The sequence below is a fragment of the Oleiagrimonas sp. C23AA genome (assembly GCF_011759385.1).
Lineage (GTDB): Bacteria > Pseudomonadota > Gammaproteobacteria > Xanthomonadales > Rhodanobacteraceae > Oleiagrimonas.
Window position 1 is genome coordinate 1 of sequence record NZ_JAARLY010000013.1, and the last position, 14,340, is coordinate 14,340.

Annotated in this window: 13 protein-coding genes; 7 read left to right on the plus strand and 6 right to left on the minus strand. The window is 65.6% G+C overall.

Annotation, left to right across the window (positions count from 1 at the left end; all coding sequences use genetic code 11):
• Nucleotides 1-842: 842 nt before the first annotated feature.
• The gene (locus tag HBF24_RS16470; RefSeq protein ID WP_277344558.1) at nucleotides 843-1,037 is read right to left on the minus strand and encodes a rubredoxin; all 195 of its coding nucleotides are present in this window, start codon (nucleotides 1,035-1,037) and stop codon (nucleotides 843-845) included.
• A gap of 83 nt (nucleotides 1,038-1,120) precedes the next feature.
• On the opposite strand from HBF24_RS16470, the gene thiE reads away from it, so the two are divergent.
• The 3 genes from thiE to HBF24_RS16485 are packed head-to-tail and all read left to right on the plus strand — an operon-like array spanning nucleotide 1,121 to nucleotide 3,924.
• On the plus strand, nucleotides 1,121-1,744 hold the full coding sequence (gene thiE / locus HBF24_RS16475) for a thiamine phosphate synthase (protein ID WP_167175496.1): 624 nt from the start codon (nucleotides 1,121-1,123) through the stop codon (nucleotides 1,742-1,744).
• A 12-nt stretch (nucleotides 1,745-1,756) separates the two neighbouring features.
• On the plus strand, nucleotides 1,757-3,052 hold the full coding sequence (hemL, locus tag HBF24_RS16480; protein WP_167175499.1) for a glutamate-1-semialdehyde 2,1-aminomutase: 1,296 nt from the start codon (nucleotides 1,757-1,759) through the stop codon (nucleotides 3,050-3,052).
• 14 nt (nucleotides 3,053-3,066) lie between these two features.
• Nucleotides 3,067-3,924: an ion transporter gene (locus HBF24_RS16485; RefSeq protein WP_343162789.1), complete on the plus strand. Its 858-nt coding sequence runs from the start codon at nucleotides 3,067-3,069 to the stop codon at nucleotides 3,922-3,924.
• An 8-nt stretch (nucleotides 3,925-3,932) separates the two neighbouring features.
• Here HBF24_RS16485 and HBF24_RS16490 read toward each other — a convergent pair whose 3' ends face one another.
• The 3 genes from HBF24_RS16490 to HBF24_RS16500 all read right to left on the minus strand — a co-directional run bounded on the left by HBF24_RS16490 (nucleotide 3,933) and on the right by HBF24_RS16500 (nucleotide 6,321).
• Entirely contained in the window at nucleotides 3,933-4,355 is a 423-nt protein-coding gene (locus HBF24_RS16490; protein ID WP_167175505.1) for a VOC family protein, read from the minus strand.
• 25 nt (nucleotides 4,356-4,380) lie between these two features.
• Nucleotides 4,381-5,622 (minus strand): acetylornithine/succinylornithine family transaminase, encoded by a 1,242-nt coding sequence (locus HBF24_RS16495; protein ID WP_167175508.1) that lies wholly within the window; start codon nucleotides 5,620-5,622, stop codon nucleotides 4,381-4,383.
• 93 nt (nucleotides 5,623-5,715) lie between these two features.
• The gene (locus HBF24_RS16500) at nucleotides 5,716-6,321 is read right to left on the minus strand and encodes an LON peptidase substrate-binding domain-containing protein (protein WP_167175511.1); all 606 of its coding nucleotides are present in this window, start codon (nucleotides 6,319-6,321) and stop codon (nucleotides 5,716-5,718) included.
• A gap of 85 nt (nucleotides 6,322-6,406) precedes the next feature.
• Here HBF24_RS16500 and HBF24_RS16505 point away from each other — a divergent pair, with 85 nt between their 5' ends.
• Nucleotides 6,407-7,294, plus strand: coding sequence for an ABC transporter ATP-binding protein (locus HBF24_RS16505; protein ID WP_167175514.1), 888 nt, complete (start codon nucleotides 6,407-6,409; stop codon nucleotides 7,292-7,294).
• On the plus strand, nucleotides 7,291-8,682 hold the full coding sequence (locus tag HBF24_RS16510) for a hypothetical protein (protein ID WP_167175518.1): 1,392 nt from the start codon (nucleotides 7,291-7,293) through the stop codon (nucleotides 8,680-8,682). The genes HBF24_RS16505 and HBF24_RS16510 overlap by 4 nt, the downstream gene beginning before the upstream one ends.
• Nucleotides 8,683-8,703: 21 nt before the next feature.
• Here the strand turns inward: HBF24_RS16510 and mpl are convergent, their stop codons facing one another.
• Both mpl and HBF24_RS16520 read right to left on the minus strand, forming a co-directional pair.
• Nucleotides 8,704-10,074 (minus strand): UDP-N-acetylmuramate:L-alanyl-gamma-D-glutamyl-meso-diaminopimelate ligase, encoded by a 1,371-nt coding sequence (mpl, locus tag HBF24_RS16515; RefSeq protein ID WP_167175521.1) that lies wholly within the window; start codon nucleotides 10,072-10,074, stop codon nucleotides 8,704-8,706.
• A gap of 73 nt (nucleotides 10,075-10,147) precedes the next feature.
• Nucleotides 10,148-10,732, minus strand: coding sequence for an adenylate kinase (locus HBF24_RS16520; protein WP_167175524.1), 585 nt, complete (start codon nucleotides 10,730-10,732; stop codon nucleotides 10,148-10,150).
• 214 nt (nucleotides 10,733-10,946) lie between these two features.
• On the opposite strand from HBF24_RS16520, the gene HBF24_RS16525 reads away from it, so the two are divergent.
• The gene (locus HBF24_RS16525; protein ID WP_167175527.1) at nucleotides 10,947-12,203 is read left to right on the plus strand and encodes a 6-phosphofructokinase; all 1,257 of its coding nucleotides are present in this window, start codon (nucleotides 10,947-10,949) and stop codon (nucleotides 12,201-12,203) included.
• A gap of 100 nt (nucleotides 12,204-12,303) precedes the next feature.
• Nucleotides 12,304-14,337, plus strand: a complete 2,034-nt coding sequence (locus tag HBF24_RS16530) for a sodium-translocating pyrophosphatase (RefSeq protein WP_167175530.1) — start codon at nucleotides 12,304-12,306, stop codon at nucleotides 14,335-14,337.
• Nucleotides 14,338-14,340 lie beyond the last annotated feature (3 nt).

The following is a 14,340-nucleotide window of genomic DNA, read 5'->3' on the forward strand; positions in this document are numbered from 1 at the left end:
AACATTTCGTCCGAGGTGAGCCGCTTATCTTACACCAGATTCCGTTGCCGTCAACACCTTTTCGAAATCTTTTTTCGTGCCGTTGACCAAAGCCAACGTGGTGCTGCGCGGTTCGAAAACCGGCCCCGTCGGCGACCTTCGTCGTCTGCGGGCCGACAAATATACGTCGGTCGATCCGATTTGGGAAGGGGTCAATGCAAAAAAATTTCACATGGCCTGCACAAAGCGTCCAAAACTGTCCCTTGCATATATAAGGTCACTTTTGGGGTGGTGAGCGACTTGCGACGCGCTCTTGTGGGGGCGACGCCAACAGGTAGATCGAGCTCGCAATCCCGCGTATAGCGTCTGGATCCAAGTCGGCCGACGCTACGACAGCACGGCGACCGCACCGATGGATGGACAAAGTAGTCCATGGCGCGACGCCATGATCACCATACGGCGTCGCGCCATGCCCATGCCCACTTCGTAAGAACCGACATGTCCGAGGCGTTCACCGTCCCGGGACACGGCCACTGCCCGGCATCACCGGTAGCGGGTGCCGGCCCGGCGGGAGACGCGCTCATGGGCGTGCCCAGATGAGGGCGTTATCGGACGAGGCTTGCTGGAGGGAACGGATGGGGACCGCGAGCCGCACGCCATGCCGGGCTGGTAGGGCACCAGAGGCCCCGGCATGGCACTGGGATGATCGAACCAGTCGTCGGAGAACGGGACGAACTGTTTCATGAGCGTCTCCTGGTGGCTTTGAAGGCAGCCTAATTGAAACGGCCAGGAGAGCCATGGGTCGGGCAAGTTATGGCACTGCGCGGGCACAGACCGGCGCGAAGCGAGCCATCGGGGATGGATCAGTCCATCTCGACCATTTCGAAGTCATCCTTGGTCACACCGCAGTCCGGGCATGTCCAGGTATCGGGAATGTCTTCCCAGCGCGTACCCGGCGCAATGCCCTCCTCGGGCAGGCCTTCGGCCTCGTCGTAGATGAAGCCGCACACCACGCACATCCACTTGCGGGCGGCCATGTTGGCTTGGGGAACAGTCATGATGGCTACATAAAGGTTTGAGAAGGAGAGTGCCGTATTGTTGCAGCTCCCCACCCGGATCGCACACCAAGGATCGTCGACGCATGAGTTATCGCAAACGCCCACTTCAGCGCGGCCTTTACGCCATCACCAATGGCCCACGTCCCGACCTGCTTGAACGCGTGGATGCGGTACTGACCGGTGGCGCGAAGCTGCTGCAGTATCGCGACACCACGCAGGAACACACCCGGCGTGCGGCCGAAGCCAAGGCCATAGGCGAGCTGTGTCGACGTCATCAGGTGCCGTTTCTGATCGAGCGCGACATCACTCTGGCGCGCCGGGTGCAAGCGGACGGCGTGCATCTGGGCCCGGACGACGACTCGGTAAGTTACGCGCGCCAGACGCTGGGGCCCGAGGCCCTTATCGGTGCCGCCTGCGTGGATGACTTTGAACGCGCCTGTCGGGCGGTGGGCGAAGGGGTCGACTACATCTCCTTCGGCGTGTTCTTCCCCTCACCCACCGTGCCGCATGCCAAGCCGGTATCACCGGACTTGCTCGGCCGCGCTGCGACACTGGACGTGATGCGGGTGGCGATCGGCGGCATCACCCCGGACAATGGGGCGCCGCTGGTGGCTGCCGGCGCGGACATGCTGGCGTCGATCTCTACCCTGTTCGACGCCGAGGACCCGCGCGCCACGGCCCACCGTTTCAGCCAACTGTTTGCCTGACAAGATCCTGCCATGTCCACGAGTCATACCAACCACGACCTGTTCGAACGCGCCCGCCAACTGATGCCCGGCGGCGTGAACTCACCCGTACGCGCCTTCAACTCGGTGGGCGGCGAGCCCTTCTTCACACGCCGCGCCAACGGTGCGCGCTTGTGGGATGTGGAGGGTAATGAGTACATCGACTACGTCGGCTCCTGGGGACCGATGATCGTCGGCCACAACCACCCGGATGTCCGCGAAGCGGTCAGCGAGGCCATCAACGACGGACTCTCGTTCGGGACGCCGTGCCAGAGCGAGATCTGCATGGCCATGGCCATCTGCGACATGGTGCCGTCGGTGGAGATGGTGCGCATGGTCAACTCCGGCACCGAGGCCACCATGTCGGCCATCCGGCTGGCGCGTGGTGCCACCGGCCGCAGCAAGATCGTCAAGTTCGAGGGTTGCTATCACGGCCACGGCGACGCGTTTCTGGTCAAGGCCGGCTCCGGCGCACTGACCATGGGCGTGCCGACCTCGCCGGGCGTGCCCAAGGCGGCAACCGACCTCACCCTGACCCTGCCCTACAACGACCTGGAGGCGGCCCGCACCCTATTCGATGAACACGGTGCCGACATCGCCGGCCTGATCATCGAGCCGGTCGCCGGCAACATGAACTGCGTGCCGCCGCGCCCAGGCTATCTGCAGGGTCTGCGCGAGCTGTGCAGTGCGCACGGTACGCTGCTGATCTTTGATGAAGTGATGACCGGCTTTCGCGTCGCCGCCGGTGGCGCCCAGGCCCATTACGGCGTCATGCCGGACCTGAGCACCTTTGGCAAGATCATCGGCGGCGGCATGCCGGTGGGTGCCTACGGCGGGCGCCGCGACCTGATGGAGCAGGTCGCCCCGTCCGGACCGATTTACCAGGCCGGCACGCTCAGCGGCAACCCGGTGGCCATGGCCGCCGGCCTGGCCACGCTGCGACTGATCCAGCGACCGGGCTTCTATGCCGAGCTTTCCGACCAGGTAGTGGCACTGACCGATGGCCTGCAGGCGCTCGCCGACGAGGCCGGCGTGCCATTCAGCACGCACCGCGTCGGCGCCATGTTCGGCCTGTTCTTCACCGCCGAAAAAGTGGAAAGCTTCGCCCAGGCCACCGCCTGCGATATCGATGCCTTCAAGCGCTTCTTCCACGCCATGCTCGAGCGCGGCGTGTTCCTGGCGCCCAGTGCCTACGAGGCCGGCTTCATGTCGGCCGCGCACGGCGAACGCGAGATAGAACAGACGCTGGCCGCCGCCAAGGAAGCCTTCGCCGTGGTCGCGGCCGGCTGACGCAGTAGATGCACGTGCATACGCGCCAGCGTGCCGCTCCGCTGGGCCCGGCCCGGGGAGCGGCCTGGCGCGTACGCTGGTTCCATATCATCTTCGGCCACGAGCAGCGCGCCGGACGCCTGTTCGACGTCGTGCTGATCCTGGCCATCATCGCCTCGATCACGGTGACCGTGCTCGATTCGGTGAGTAGCCTCCATACCACTTGGGGGCCGTGGCTCTACGCGGCCGAATGGCTGTTTACCGCCGCCTTCAGTGCCGAGTACGTGCTCAGGCTGCTGGTGGTGGACCGCCCGGCGCGATACGCGCGCAGCTTCTTCGGCCTGGTCGATCTGCTCTCGGTGCTGCCGACCTGGCTGAGCCTGGTGTTTGTCGGCAGCCAGTATCTGCTGGTGGTGCGGGCGCTGCGCATTCTGCGCATTTTCCGGGTGCTCAAGCTGACCCGTTACATCGGCGAGGCCGATCTTTTGTGGTCGTCGCTGATTCGCGCCCGCCGCAAGATTTTAGTGTTTGTAAGCACGGTGCTGACGCTGGTGCTGATCTTCGGCGCGTTGATGTACCTGATCGAAGGACCGGCGCACGGTTTTACCTCCATCCCGCGCTCGATGTACTGGGCGGTGGTGACCATGACCACGGTGGGCTTTGGCGATATCACGCCGCAGACGCCGCTGGGCCAGCTGGTCACCTCGCTGATCATGCTGGTCGGCTACGGCATCATCGCGGTGCCGACGGGCATTTTCACGGCCGAGCTGGCCTCGGGCCTGCGCCGCCAACGCGACATGACCTGCGTGCGCTGCGGCCAGCACGGCCACGATGCCGATGCACGCTTTTGCAAACGCTGCGGCGAGGCGCTGAAAGCCTCGCCGCCAGCGTAAAGCATCGCTTACCAGCTACCGGCGTTGGGCATCGATGCCCACGGCTCGGCCGGTGCCAGCGCCTCGCCCTTTTGCAGCAGCTCGACCGAAATCAGGTCCGGCGAACGCACAAAGGCCATGTGGCCATCGCGCGGCGGGCGGTTGATGGTCACGCCCATCGACTCAAGGTGTGCGCAGATCGCGTAGATATCATCCACGGCGAAAGCCAGATGACCGAAGTTGCGCGCGCTGCCGTAGTCTTCCTCCGATCCCCAGTTGTAGGTCAACTCGACCTCTGACTCGGGATTGTCCGGCGCGCCCAGGTAGACCAGCGTGAACTTGCCCTGCGGCACATCCTTGCGGCGGGTTTCGCGCAGGCCCAGGCCATCGCACCAGAAACGCAGCGACTCATCCAGATCGCGAACGCGCACCATCGCGTGCAGATACTTCATCGATTGATTCTCCAGCAGGTAAATCTCAGGCCGATTCGGCCACGAACTGCGCCAGCGTGGCGTCCAGGCGCTTGAGGCCTTCGGCGCATTCTTCGTCGCTGATGTTGAGCGCCGGCACCAGACGCAGCACGTCAGGACCGGCCTGCAGCACCAGCAAGCCGTTGGCGGCGGCGATGTCGAGCATGGCGCCGGCCTTGCCGGCGTGGCGCTCGGCCAACACCGCGCCCAGCATCAGGCCCCGGCCGCGTACCTGCGAGAACAGTCCGCCGTGCTTGTCACCCAATGCCTGCAGCTTGTCGCGCAACACCTTGGCCTGACGCTGCACATTGGCCGCGATGGCCGGCGAGGCGATCTTGGCCAGCCCCGCGCCCGCCACAGCGGTGACCAGCGGGTTGCCGCCAAAGGTGGTGCCGTGCGCACCGAAACCCATCACCTCGGCCACGCGGGGTCCGGCCAACATGGCGCCGATCGGCAAACCGCAACCCAGCGCCTTGGCCAGGGTGACGATATCCGGCGTCACGCCATCATGCGTGTGCGCAAACAGGTGGCCGGTACGGCCCATGCCGCACTGGATTTCATCCAGCACCAGCAAGGCTTCATGTTGGTCGCACAGCGCACGCACGGCTTTCAGGAAGCCGTCCTTGGCCGGCACCACGCCGCCTTCGCCCTGCACCGGCTCAAGCATCACCGCGGCCACATCGCCCGAGGCCATGGCATCGGCCAGCGCGGCCTCGTCGTTGAAATCGACGTAGCGAAAACCGCCCGGCAAGGGCTCGTAACCTTCCTGGTACTTAGGCTGAGCCGTGGCCGTCACCGCCGCCATGGAACGGCCATGGAACGAGCCGCGGAAAGTGACGATGACGCGCTTGTCGGCACTACGCCCCTGCGCGCTGGCCCACTTGCGCACCAGCTTGATGGCCGCCTCGTTGGCCTCGGTGCCCGAGTTGCAAAGAAACACGCGCTCGGCGAAAGCCGAGGCTTCGACCAACGCCTGGGCCAGCTTCAGCGGCGGCGCGGTGTAGAACACATTGCTGGCGTGCCAGAGCTTGCCGGCCTGCTCGGTCAGCGCGGCCATCAGGTCCGGATCCTGGTGGCCCAACGCGTTCACCGCGATACCGGCACCAAAGTCGATGTATTCGCGCCCCTGCGTATCCCACAGACGCGATCCTTTACCGCGATCAAGGACCAGTTGGCGCGGACGATACACCGGCAACCAGTAGCGCTGGCCAAGGCTGAGCAGATCCGAATCGGCGGAAGGCGCGTGCATCAGGGTAAGGCTCCGAACAAGAATGGGGACAAGCTTTCATTATGCGGCTGCGCCCCCGAAGACGCAGCCCACCACGACCATGGAGGCAAGCGCTCAGCCCTTCTGAAAGCGCGGCAGAATATCCCGCAACTCGGCCAGCCGGGCCAGCGGATCGGTAAGTTCCAGCATCTGCTGGCGTTCAGCCACGTCCAGCGGCAGCAGTTCGGCCAAACGAAAACCGACCCAGCTGGCATCGTCAAAGCGCTCGGGCTCCGCTTCCAGGTCACGTTCGTCCATCAGCTCGGCCATGCGCTGCAAAATGGTCACCAGCAAACCGAATTCAGGCGGCACCGGCATCACCGGCTCCGGCAGCCAGCACTGCACATCGCCGCGCACCAGGCCGTTGCTACGCACCCGCGTGTGCACCACGCGAAAGCGCTCGCTACCCAGCGCGGTGATGCCAAGCAGGCCATCGGGCAAAGTGTAGAAGTCGGTGACCCTGGCCAGCGTACCCACCGCAGCCGGCGTGGCCGGTTCGCCCACCTCGCGACCATCCAGAATCAGGCACACGCCAAAACCCTGACCGGTGCGCGAACACTCGCGCAGCATGTCCAGGTAGCGCGATTCGAAAATACGCAGTTGCAACGGCGCCTCGGGGAACAACACCCCCGACAGCGGGAACAGCGGAATATCGTTTAACAGAGACGTGCGCGAAGCCATGCGCCCAGTGTAACCATGCGCCCTTGCCAACGGCAGGCCCGTGTGGTCAAAGTCGCAGATCAAAATACATGGTAGGGGGAGACGGATGGATCACGTCCAGATGGGTGCGGCACTGCATGTGCAGGCACTGGTCAAGCGCTTTGGAAAGCGCGAGGTCATCAGTCGGCTCGACTGGCAAGTCGCGCCGGGTCGGGTGATCGGCCTGCTGGGCCGCAATGGCGCCGGCAAGACCACGCTGCTGCGCTGCCTGCTGGGCCTGTCACCCATCGACGAGGGGCAGATCACGTTATTCGGCGAGCCGCTGGAGGAAGATAGCGACAGGCGCCTGCACCGCATTGGCTTCGTGCCACAGACCTTCGACCTGTTTCCGTGGATGCGCGTGGATGCTTTTCTGGCCTTCACCGCCGCGTTTTACACACGCTGGAATGCGCCCTTCGTCGAGCGCGTGCTCGGCGAGTGGGACATCGACACCAGCCAGACCATCGGCGCGCTGTCCCAAGGCCAGCGCCAGAAGCTGGCCATCGTGCGCGCGCTGGCGCCGGAGCCGGATTTGCTGTTGCTGGACGAACCGGTCGCCAGCCTGGACCCGCAGGCGCGCCGCGCGTTCATGGACGAGCTGATGCAGGTGGTCGCCGGCAGCGGCAAGACGGTGATTTTCTCCACCCATATCACCGCCGACCTGGAGCGCGCCGGCGCCGACATTGCGCTGCTCAAGGACGGACGCATCGTGCTGGAGAGCACGCTGGCGGCACTGCGCGAGCGCATGCATCAGGCCACGCTGACGCGAGCCGGCGGCTGGCCGGAAACGCCAGCACTGGCCGGCGCGCTGCGTGCACGCAGCAACGGCGACACCCTGACGCTGCTGCTGGACGGCACCCCGCGCGCCGAGCTGGAGGCGCTGGCGCAAACCAGCGGTGCCTCGCTCGAGATCGCACCGGCCACGCTGGAAGACGTGTTCGTGGAGCTGGCATGAAAGCAACATGGCGACTGCTGGCCCTGCCCTGGCAGCAAATGCGCGTGGGCACCATCGGTGTGGGTGTGCTGTATCTGGCCGGCGTGGCGGTGAGCATGCTCAAAACCATGCCCGGTGTGGTCATTATCGGTTTGAGCTGCATGTTCGGTGGCCTGATGCTGGGCATGACAGTGCGCGGCCTGATGCGCACCGAGGTGCATCTTCTGCCCGGCTTTCTGCGCCATCTGGCGCGTGCCGGCGCATGGTTGCTGATTCCGGGCGTGCTGATTCCGACGCTGCTGATGGTCCACTACGGTCCGCTGGCCATGGCGCAAACGGCGGGCGGTCTGTTATTGCTGGAAACGGCGATGCTGGGCAGTGGCAGCGGCATGATGGTGATGCTGCTGTTGTGGCTGCCGATGATGGCGCTACAGGCGTTCCCGAAGGTGGCGCAGGTTATCATGCCGCCGATCAAGCACAGCCCGTTGGCTCCGCTGCTGGCCATACTGCTGGCCGCCTGGCTGCTGTATCTGACGCTGCGCCCACTGTGGCAACAGGAAGAACGTCCGGCGGCCATGTCGCCGATGCAGGCACTGCCGTTTCGCACCAACAGTGCCTCCAGCCGCGAAGGTCTGCGTCCGCATAGTCGCCTGGCACAAAGGCTCAACGCGCTGTTCAATGCCACCTCGCGTCGCGCACTGCGCCTGGCGCTGGCAGCGTTTTCGAAACAGTCCAGTCGCTGGAACCGGCTGCGACTGATCCGCGCCATGCTGCTGCCGCATGACAACCTGGCGGCGATGGGCATCCGCTTTGGCCTGACGCTGCTGTTCGCCGTGCTCTACATGAGCTTTGTCGGCCACACCCAGCACTGGAGTGCGGCGGGCATGGGCGCCTATGCGCTGATGCTGGGCATGAGCCGGCTGGCCCAGGTCGGCCGCGGCCTGGTGCAGATGCGGCCGAACATGGCCGAACTGTACATGACGCTCGGGCTGCCTAGCCAAAGCCAGTTTCAGGCCACCATCGCCAACACCCTGCTGTGGCTGGTGCCGCTGGTGCTGGTCGAATCGCTGGGTTACGGCTTGCTGACCTTGGCGATCCTGGGCGGCACGCATCCGCTGCGGCTGCTTGGAAGCTTGGTGATTGCCGCCGCCGGCGGCGCCTTCGCCGGCCTATGCGCACAGATGATCGGACCGGACACCCGCGGCGGCCTGCAAGGCGTTCACATCGTGGTGATCCTGATCGCCGAGGCGATCTATGGCGGCGTGCTGGGACTGGCCACCTGGCTGGGCACCGCGCTGGGGCTGAGTCTGGGCGTGGTGATTGTGCTGCCGTTCGCCATCGGCGTGTGGCTGGGCACACGACGGCAATACATGGCCCGCGTACCGCGCTTCGACGCGCCGCTGGTCTAGCGCACCCGCATGCCGCCGGCCTCAACCGGTCTGGCGTGCGGCCATGCGTTCGGCGAAACGGCGCGGCGCGTTCTCGAAGCCGCCATTGGACATGAACACCACATGGTCACCGGCGCGCGTCTGCGCCGCCAGCGCATTGAGCAAGGCATCGACATCGGGCGCGGCCTGAGCGCGCCCGTCCAGTGCATCGACCACCGCCTGCGCATTCCATGGAAGTTCCGCGCGCTTTAAGAACACGACGACATCGGCATCGGCCAGACTCGGCGCCAGCGCGGCGGCATGCGCTCCCTGACGCATGGAATTGGAGCGCGGCTCCAGCGCCACCAGGATGCGCGCATTACCCACCTTGGCCCGCAGCCCGGCCAGCGTGGTCGCGATCGCCGTGGGGTGATGGGCAAAGTCGTCATACACCTGCACACCAGCGGCATCGCCGACCGGCTCCATGCGCCGACGCGCATTGCGGAACCGGGCCAGCGCCGGCAGCAGGCTGACCGGATCGACGCCGTGGGCCGCAGCCGCGGCGATGGCAGCCAGCGCGTTCATCACGTTGTGACGGCCCAGCTGCGACCAGCGCACCTGGCCCAGCACCTGGCCCTGACGCGAGACCTCGAAGGCCGAGCCATCGACTTCGATCAGGCGCGCGCGCCAGTCGCCGCGCTCGATGCCGAAGGTTTCCACCGGTGTCCAGCAGCCCATCGCCAGCACCTGGGCCAGATGCTCGTCCTCGGCGTTGACGATCAGCCGGCCGTTGCCGGGCACGGTGCGCACCAGATGATGGAACTGGCGCTGGATGGCGGCCACGTCCGGGAAGATATCGGCGTGGTCGAATTCCAGGTTGTTGAGAATGGCGATGTGCGGACGGTAGTGCACAAACTTCGAGCGCTTGTCGAAGAAGGCGGTATCGTACTCATCGGCCTCGATCACGAACGGCGCCTCGGCCTTGCCCAGCCGCGCGGACGTTTCGAAGTTGCCCGGCACACCACCAATCAGGAAACCCGGCTCGGTGCCGGCCGCCTGCATCAGGTGCGCCAGCAGGCTGGAGGTGGTGGTCTTGCCGTGCGTGCCGGCCACCGCCATCACCTCGCGGCAGGCCAGCACCTGCTCGCCCAGCCACTGTGGACCGGAGATATAACGCAGGCGTTCGTCGAGCATGTACTCGACCGCCTCGTAACCGCGGCGCATGGCGTTGCCCACCACCACGACATCGGGCGCCGGTGTCAGCGCCGCCGCGTCGTAGCCGGTGTGAAGAGCGATACCCAGCGCCTCGAGCTGCGTGCTCATCGGCGGGTAGACGTTGGCATCGGAGCCCTCGACCTGATGGCCCAGCTCACGCGCCAGTGCGGCGACACCGCCCATGAAGGTGCCGCAGATGCCCAGAATATGCAGTTTCATGGCGCTTGCCGCTCAAGGCACCGCGCCGTTGCGGCGCGGGCCATGTGAAATCAGTTGCAGAAAATGCCGTCGATCAGCTGTCGGCCGGCACACGCGCCGAACCCAGCGCGGCAAGAATGCGCTGGGAAACCTCGTCCAGCGGACCGACGCCATCGACCACCTTCAGCGTGCCACGCTCGGCGTACCAGTCGGCGACCGGCGCGGTCTGCTCGGCGTACACACCAAGGCGCTTGCGCACCACGTCCGGGTTGTCGTCGGCGCGGCCCTGCGCCTTGAAGCGAATTTCGCAGCGACCGACGATTTCCTCGGCCGGCACTTCCAGCTTGACTACCGCGTCCAGCGGCTGCTCGATACGCTCGAGCAAGCCATTGAGCGCCTCGACCTGGGCCAGGTTGCGCGGATAGCCATCCAGAATGAAGCCGTTGCGTGCATCGTCCTGGGACAGGCGCTCTTCGAGCATGCCCAGCATGATGTCGTCGGACACCAGCTGGCCGGCATCCATCACCGCCTTGGCCTTCTGGCCCAGCGGCGTGCCGGCAGCCACGGCCGCGCGCAGCAAGTCACCGGTGGAGATGTGCGGCACATCCAGTTCCGACTTCAGTCGGGCAGCCTGGGTGCCCTTGCCCGAGCCGGGCGCACCTAGTAGCACAAGTCGCATATCGCTCCACAATGTCTGCGGCTTACGGCGGGAATCGCCATAGGCCGGTAGACTTCCAGGAAATGGGTTTCAAAGTAGCCGCTGGCGCCCCGCCAGTCAAACCAGAAAATTGACGCTGTGGCGCTAGGGCACTGTCGCAGCTGGCATTTCATAGAGTACGCCGGCGCATGGTGTGGCCGGTTGGCGATCACGAAACACCGGGGAGGAGGAAGCCATGAGCAAGGGCAAGTTGCTGTACGCGCAATCGGGCGGCGTCACGGCGGTGATCAACGCCACCGCCTCGGCCGTGATCGAAACGGCCCGCACGAACGGTGTAAGGGTCTACGCCGCCCGCAACGGCATCCTGGGCGCGCTGCGCGAAGACCTGATCGATACCTCGAAAGAACCCATTCGCGCCATCCGCGCGCTGGCACACACGCCCGGCGGCGCATTTGGCTCATGCCGTTACAAATTGCGCGACCTGGATAGCCAGCGCGCCGAGTACGAGCGCCTGATCGAGGTGCTGCGCGCGCACGATATCCGCTACTTCCTCTACAACGGTGGCAACGACTCGGCCGACACCGCGCTGAAGCTCTCCAAGATCAGCCAGACGCTGGGCTATGAGCTCACTGCTGTGGGCATACCCAAGACCGTGGACAACGACCTGGCCGTCACCGACTGCTGCCCGGGCTTCGGCTCGGTGGCCAAGTACACCGCGCTGGCCGTGCGCGAGGCCAGCCTGGATGTGGCCTCGATGGCCGACACCTCGACCAAGGTATTCATTCTGGAAGTGATGGGTCGTCACGCCGGCTGGATTGCCGCTGCCGCGGGTTTGGCCGGTGACCAAGCCGACGCACCACCGCATGTGATCCTGTTCCCCGAAAGGCGCTTGGACGAGGCCGCGTTCCTGGCCAAGGTCAAAACCACGGTCGAGCGCGTGGGCTACTGCACCGTGGTGGCCTCCGAGGGCGTGCGCGATGGCGAGGGACGTTTCCTGGCCGAAGGCGGCAGCCGCGATGCGTTCGGGCATGCGCAACTGGGCGGCGTGGCGCCGGTGCTGGCATCACTGATCAAGGAAAAGCTCGGCTACAAGTACCACTGGGCACTGCCCGACTATCTGCAACGCTCGGCACGCCACATCGCCTCGGCCACCGATCTGGAACAGGCCAAGGCGGTTGGCCGCGCTGCCGTCGACTACGCGCTGGCCGGCCGCAACGCGCACATGCCGGTAATCGTACGCAGCAGCGATGCGCCCTATCGCTGGAAGATCGAACCGGCGCCGCTGGCCAAAATCGCCAATCGCGAAAAGAAGATGCCCGCCGGCTTCATCCGCCGCGATGGCTTTGGCATCACCGCCGCCGCGCGACGCTACCTGGCGCCATTGATCCAGGGCGAGGCCTTCCCACCCTTCGGCAAGAACGGTCTGCCCGAGTACGTCACGCTGAAAAACGTGGCCGTGCCGCGCAAGCTGCAGGACTGGCACGCTTCTTGAGCGACATCAACGCGTTGCGGCGCACAAAGGCTCACGCTGTGATCCGTGCCTATACTCAGGGCACCCGCTAGCCGGTGGGTCACAACATGGGGAGGCTCCGATGCTGCAGCAGTACGGTTTATGGATCGCGCTGGCATGCGCGGTGGTGGCAGTTCTCTATGGGGCATGGTCGGTGCGCTGGGTGTTGGCGCAGGGCGCCGGCAACGCACGCATGCAGGAAATTGCCGCGGCCATCCAGGAGGGCGCGCGCGCTTATCTCAACCGTCAGTACCGCACCATCGCGCTGGTCGGCGTGGTGTTGTTCCTGGTGCTGGGCGTGGCGCTCAGTTGGCTGGCGGCGATCGGCTTTGCGATTGGCTCGATCCTCTCCGGTGCCGCCGGTTACATCGGCATGCACGTCTCGGTCCGCGCCAATGTGCGCACCGCCGAAGCGGCCCGTTCGGGCCTGGCCGCCGCGCTGGCGGTGGCGTTTCGCGGCGGCGCGGTTACCGGCATGCTGGTGGTCGGCTTAGGGCTGCTGGGCGTGGCCGGCTATTACGGCCTGCTGCTGGGCAGCGGCGTCACCGGCATGGCGGCCCTGCATGCACTGGTCGGCCTGGCATTCGGCGCCTCGCTGATCTCCATCTTCGCGCGTCTGGGCGGCGGCATTTTCACCAAGGGCGCCGATGTCGGTGCGGACCTGGTCGGCAAGGTCGAGGCAGGCATTCCGGAGGACGACCCACGCAACCCGGCGGTGATTGCCGACAACGTGGGCGACAACGTCGGCGATTGCGCCGGCATGGCGGCCGACCTGTTCGAGACCTACGCGGTCACGGTGATCGCCACCATGCTGCTGGGCGGCATTACCGCCTCCGACATGGGCGTGAGCCTGCACCAGGCCGCACTTTATCCTCTGGTGCTGGGCGGCGCCTCGATTCTGGCCTCGGTGATTGGCACCTTCTTCGTGCGGGCCAGTGGCGGTCGCATCATGCGCGCGCTGTATGCCGGCGTGATCGTTTCCGGCGTGCTGGCGGCCATCGCTTTCTGGCCGATCACGCAAGCCTTTATGGGCAGCGTCAGCCTGGGTGTCGGGCATCTGTATGGCGCGGCCCTGATCGGCCTGTTGCTGACCGCGCTGATCGTGGTGATTACCGAGTACTACACCTCCACCGAATACGCGCCGGTCAAACATGTGGCGCAAGCCTCGACCACCGGCCACGCCACCAACATCATCGCCGGCCTTGCGGTGTCGATGAAATCCAGCGCCTTGCCGGTGGTGGCGGTGTGCGCGGCGATCTGGGGTGCCTATGCGCTGGCCGGGCTTTACGGCATTGCCATCGCCGCCACCGCGATGCTGTCGATGACCGGCATGATCGTGGCGCTGGATGCCTACGGGCCGATCACCGACAACGCCGGCGGCATTGCCGAAATGGCCGAACTGCCGGCCGAGGTGCGCGGCATCACCGACCCGCTGGATGCGGTGGGCAACACCACCAAGGCGGTGACCAAGGGCTACGCCATCGGCTCGGCGGGGCTGGCCGCACTGGTGCTGTTTGCCGACTACACGCACAACCTTCGCGTCGAGCACCCCGGCGCCTCGTTCGCGTTCGATCTGTCCGATCACATGGTGATCATTGGGCTATTGATCGGCGGCCTGATTCCGTATCTGTTTGGCGCGATGGCGATGGAAGCGGTGGGGCGTTCGGCCAGCGCGGTGGTCGAGGAGGTGCGGCGCCAATTTCGCGAGATCGGCGGCATCATGGAAGGCACCACGCGGCCCGATTACTCGCGCGCGGTGGACCTTCTGACCCGCGCCGCCATCCGCGAGATGCTGCTGCCCTCGCTGCTGCCGGTGCTGGTGCCGATCCTGGTCGGCTTCCTGCTGGGCCCGGTGGCGCTGGGCGGCCTGTTGATCGGCACCATTGTCACCGGACTGTTCGTGGCGTTGTCGATGACCACCGGCGGCGGCGCCTGGGACAACGCCAAGAAGTACATCGAGGACGGCCATTGCGGCGGCAAGGGTTCGGAAGCCCACAAGGCGGCCGTCACCGGCGACACCGTGGGCGATCCCTACAAGGACACCGCCGGCCCGGCCATCAATCCGCTGATCAAGATCATCAACATTGTCGCGCTGCTGATGATCCCGCTGCTGTAGCGG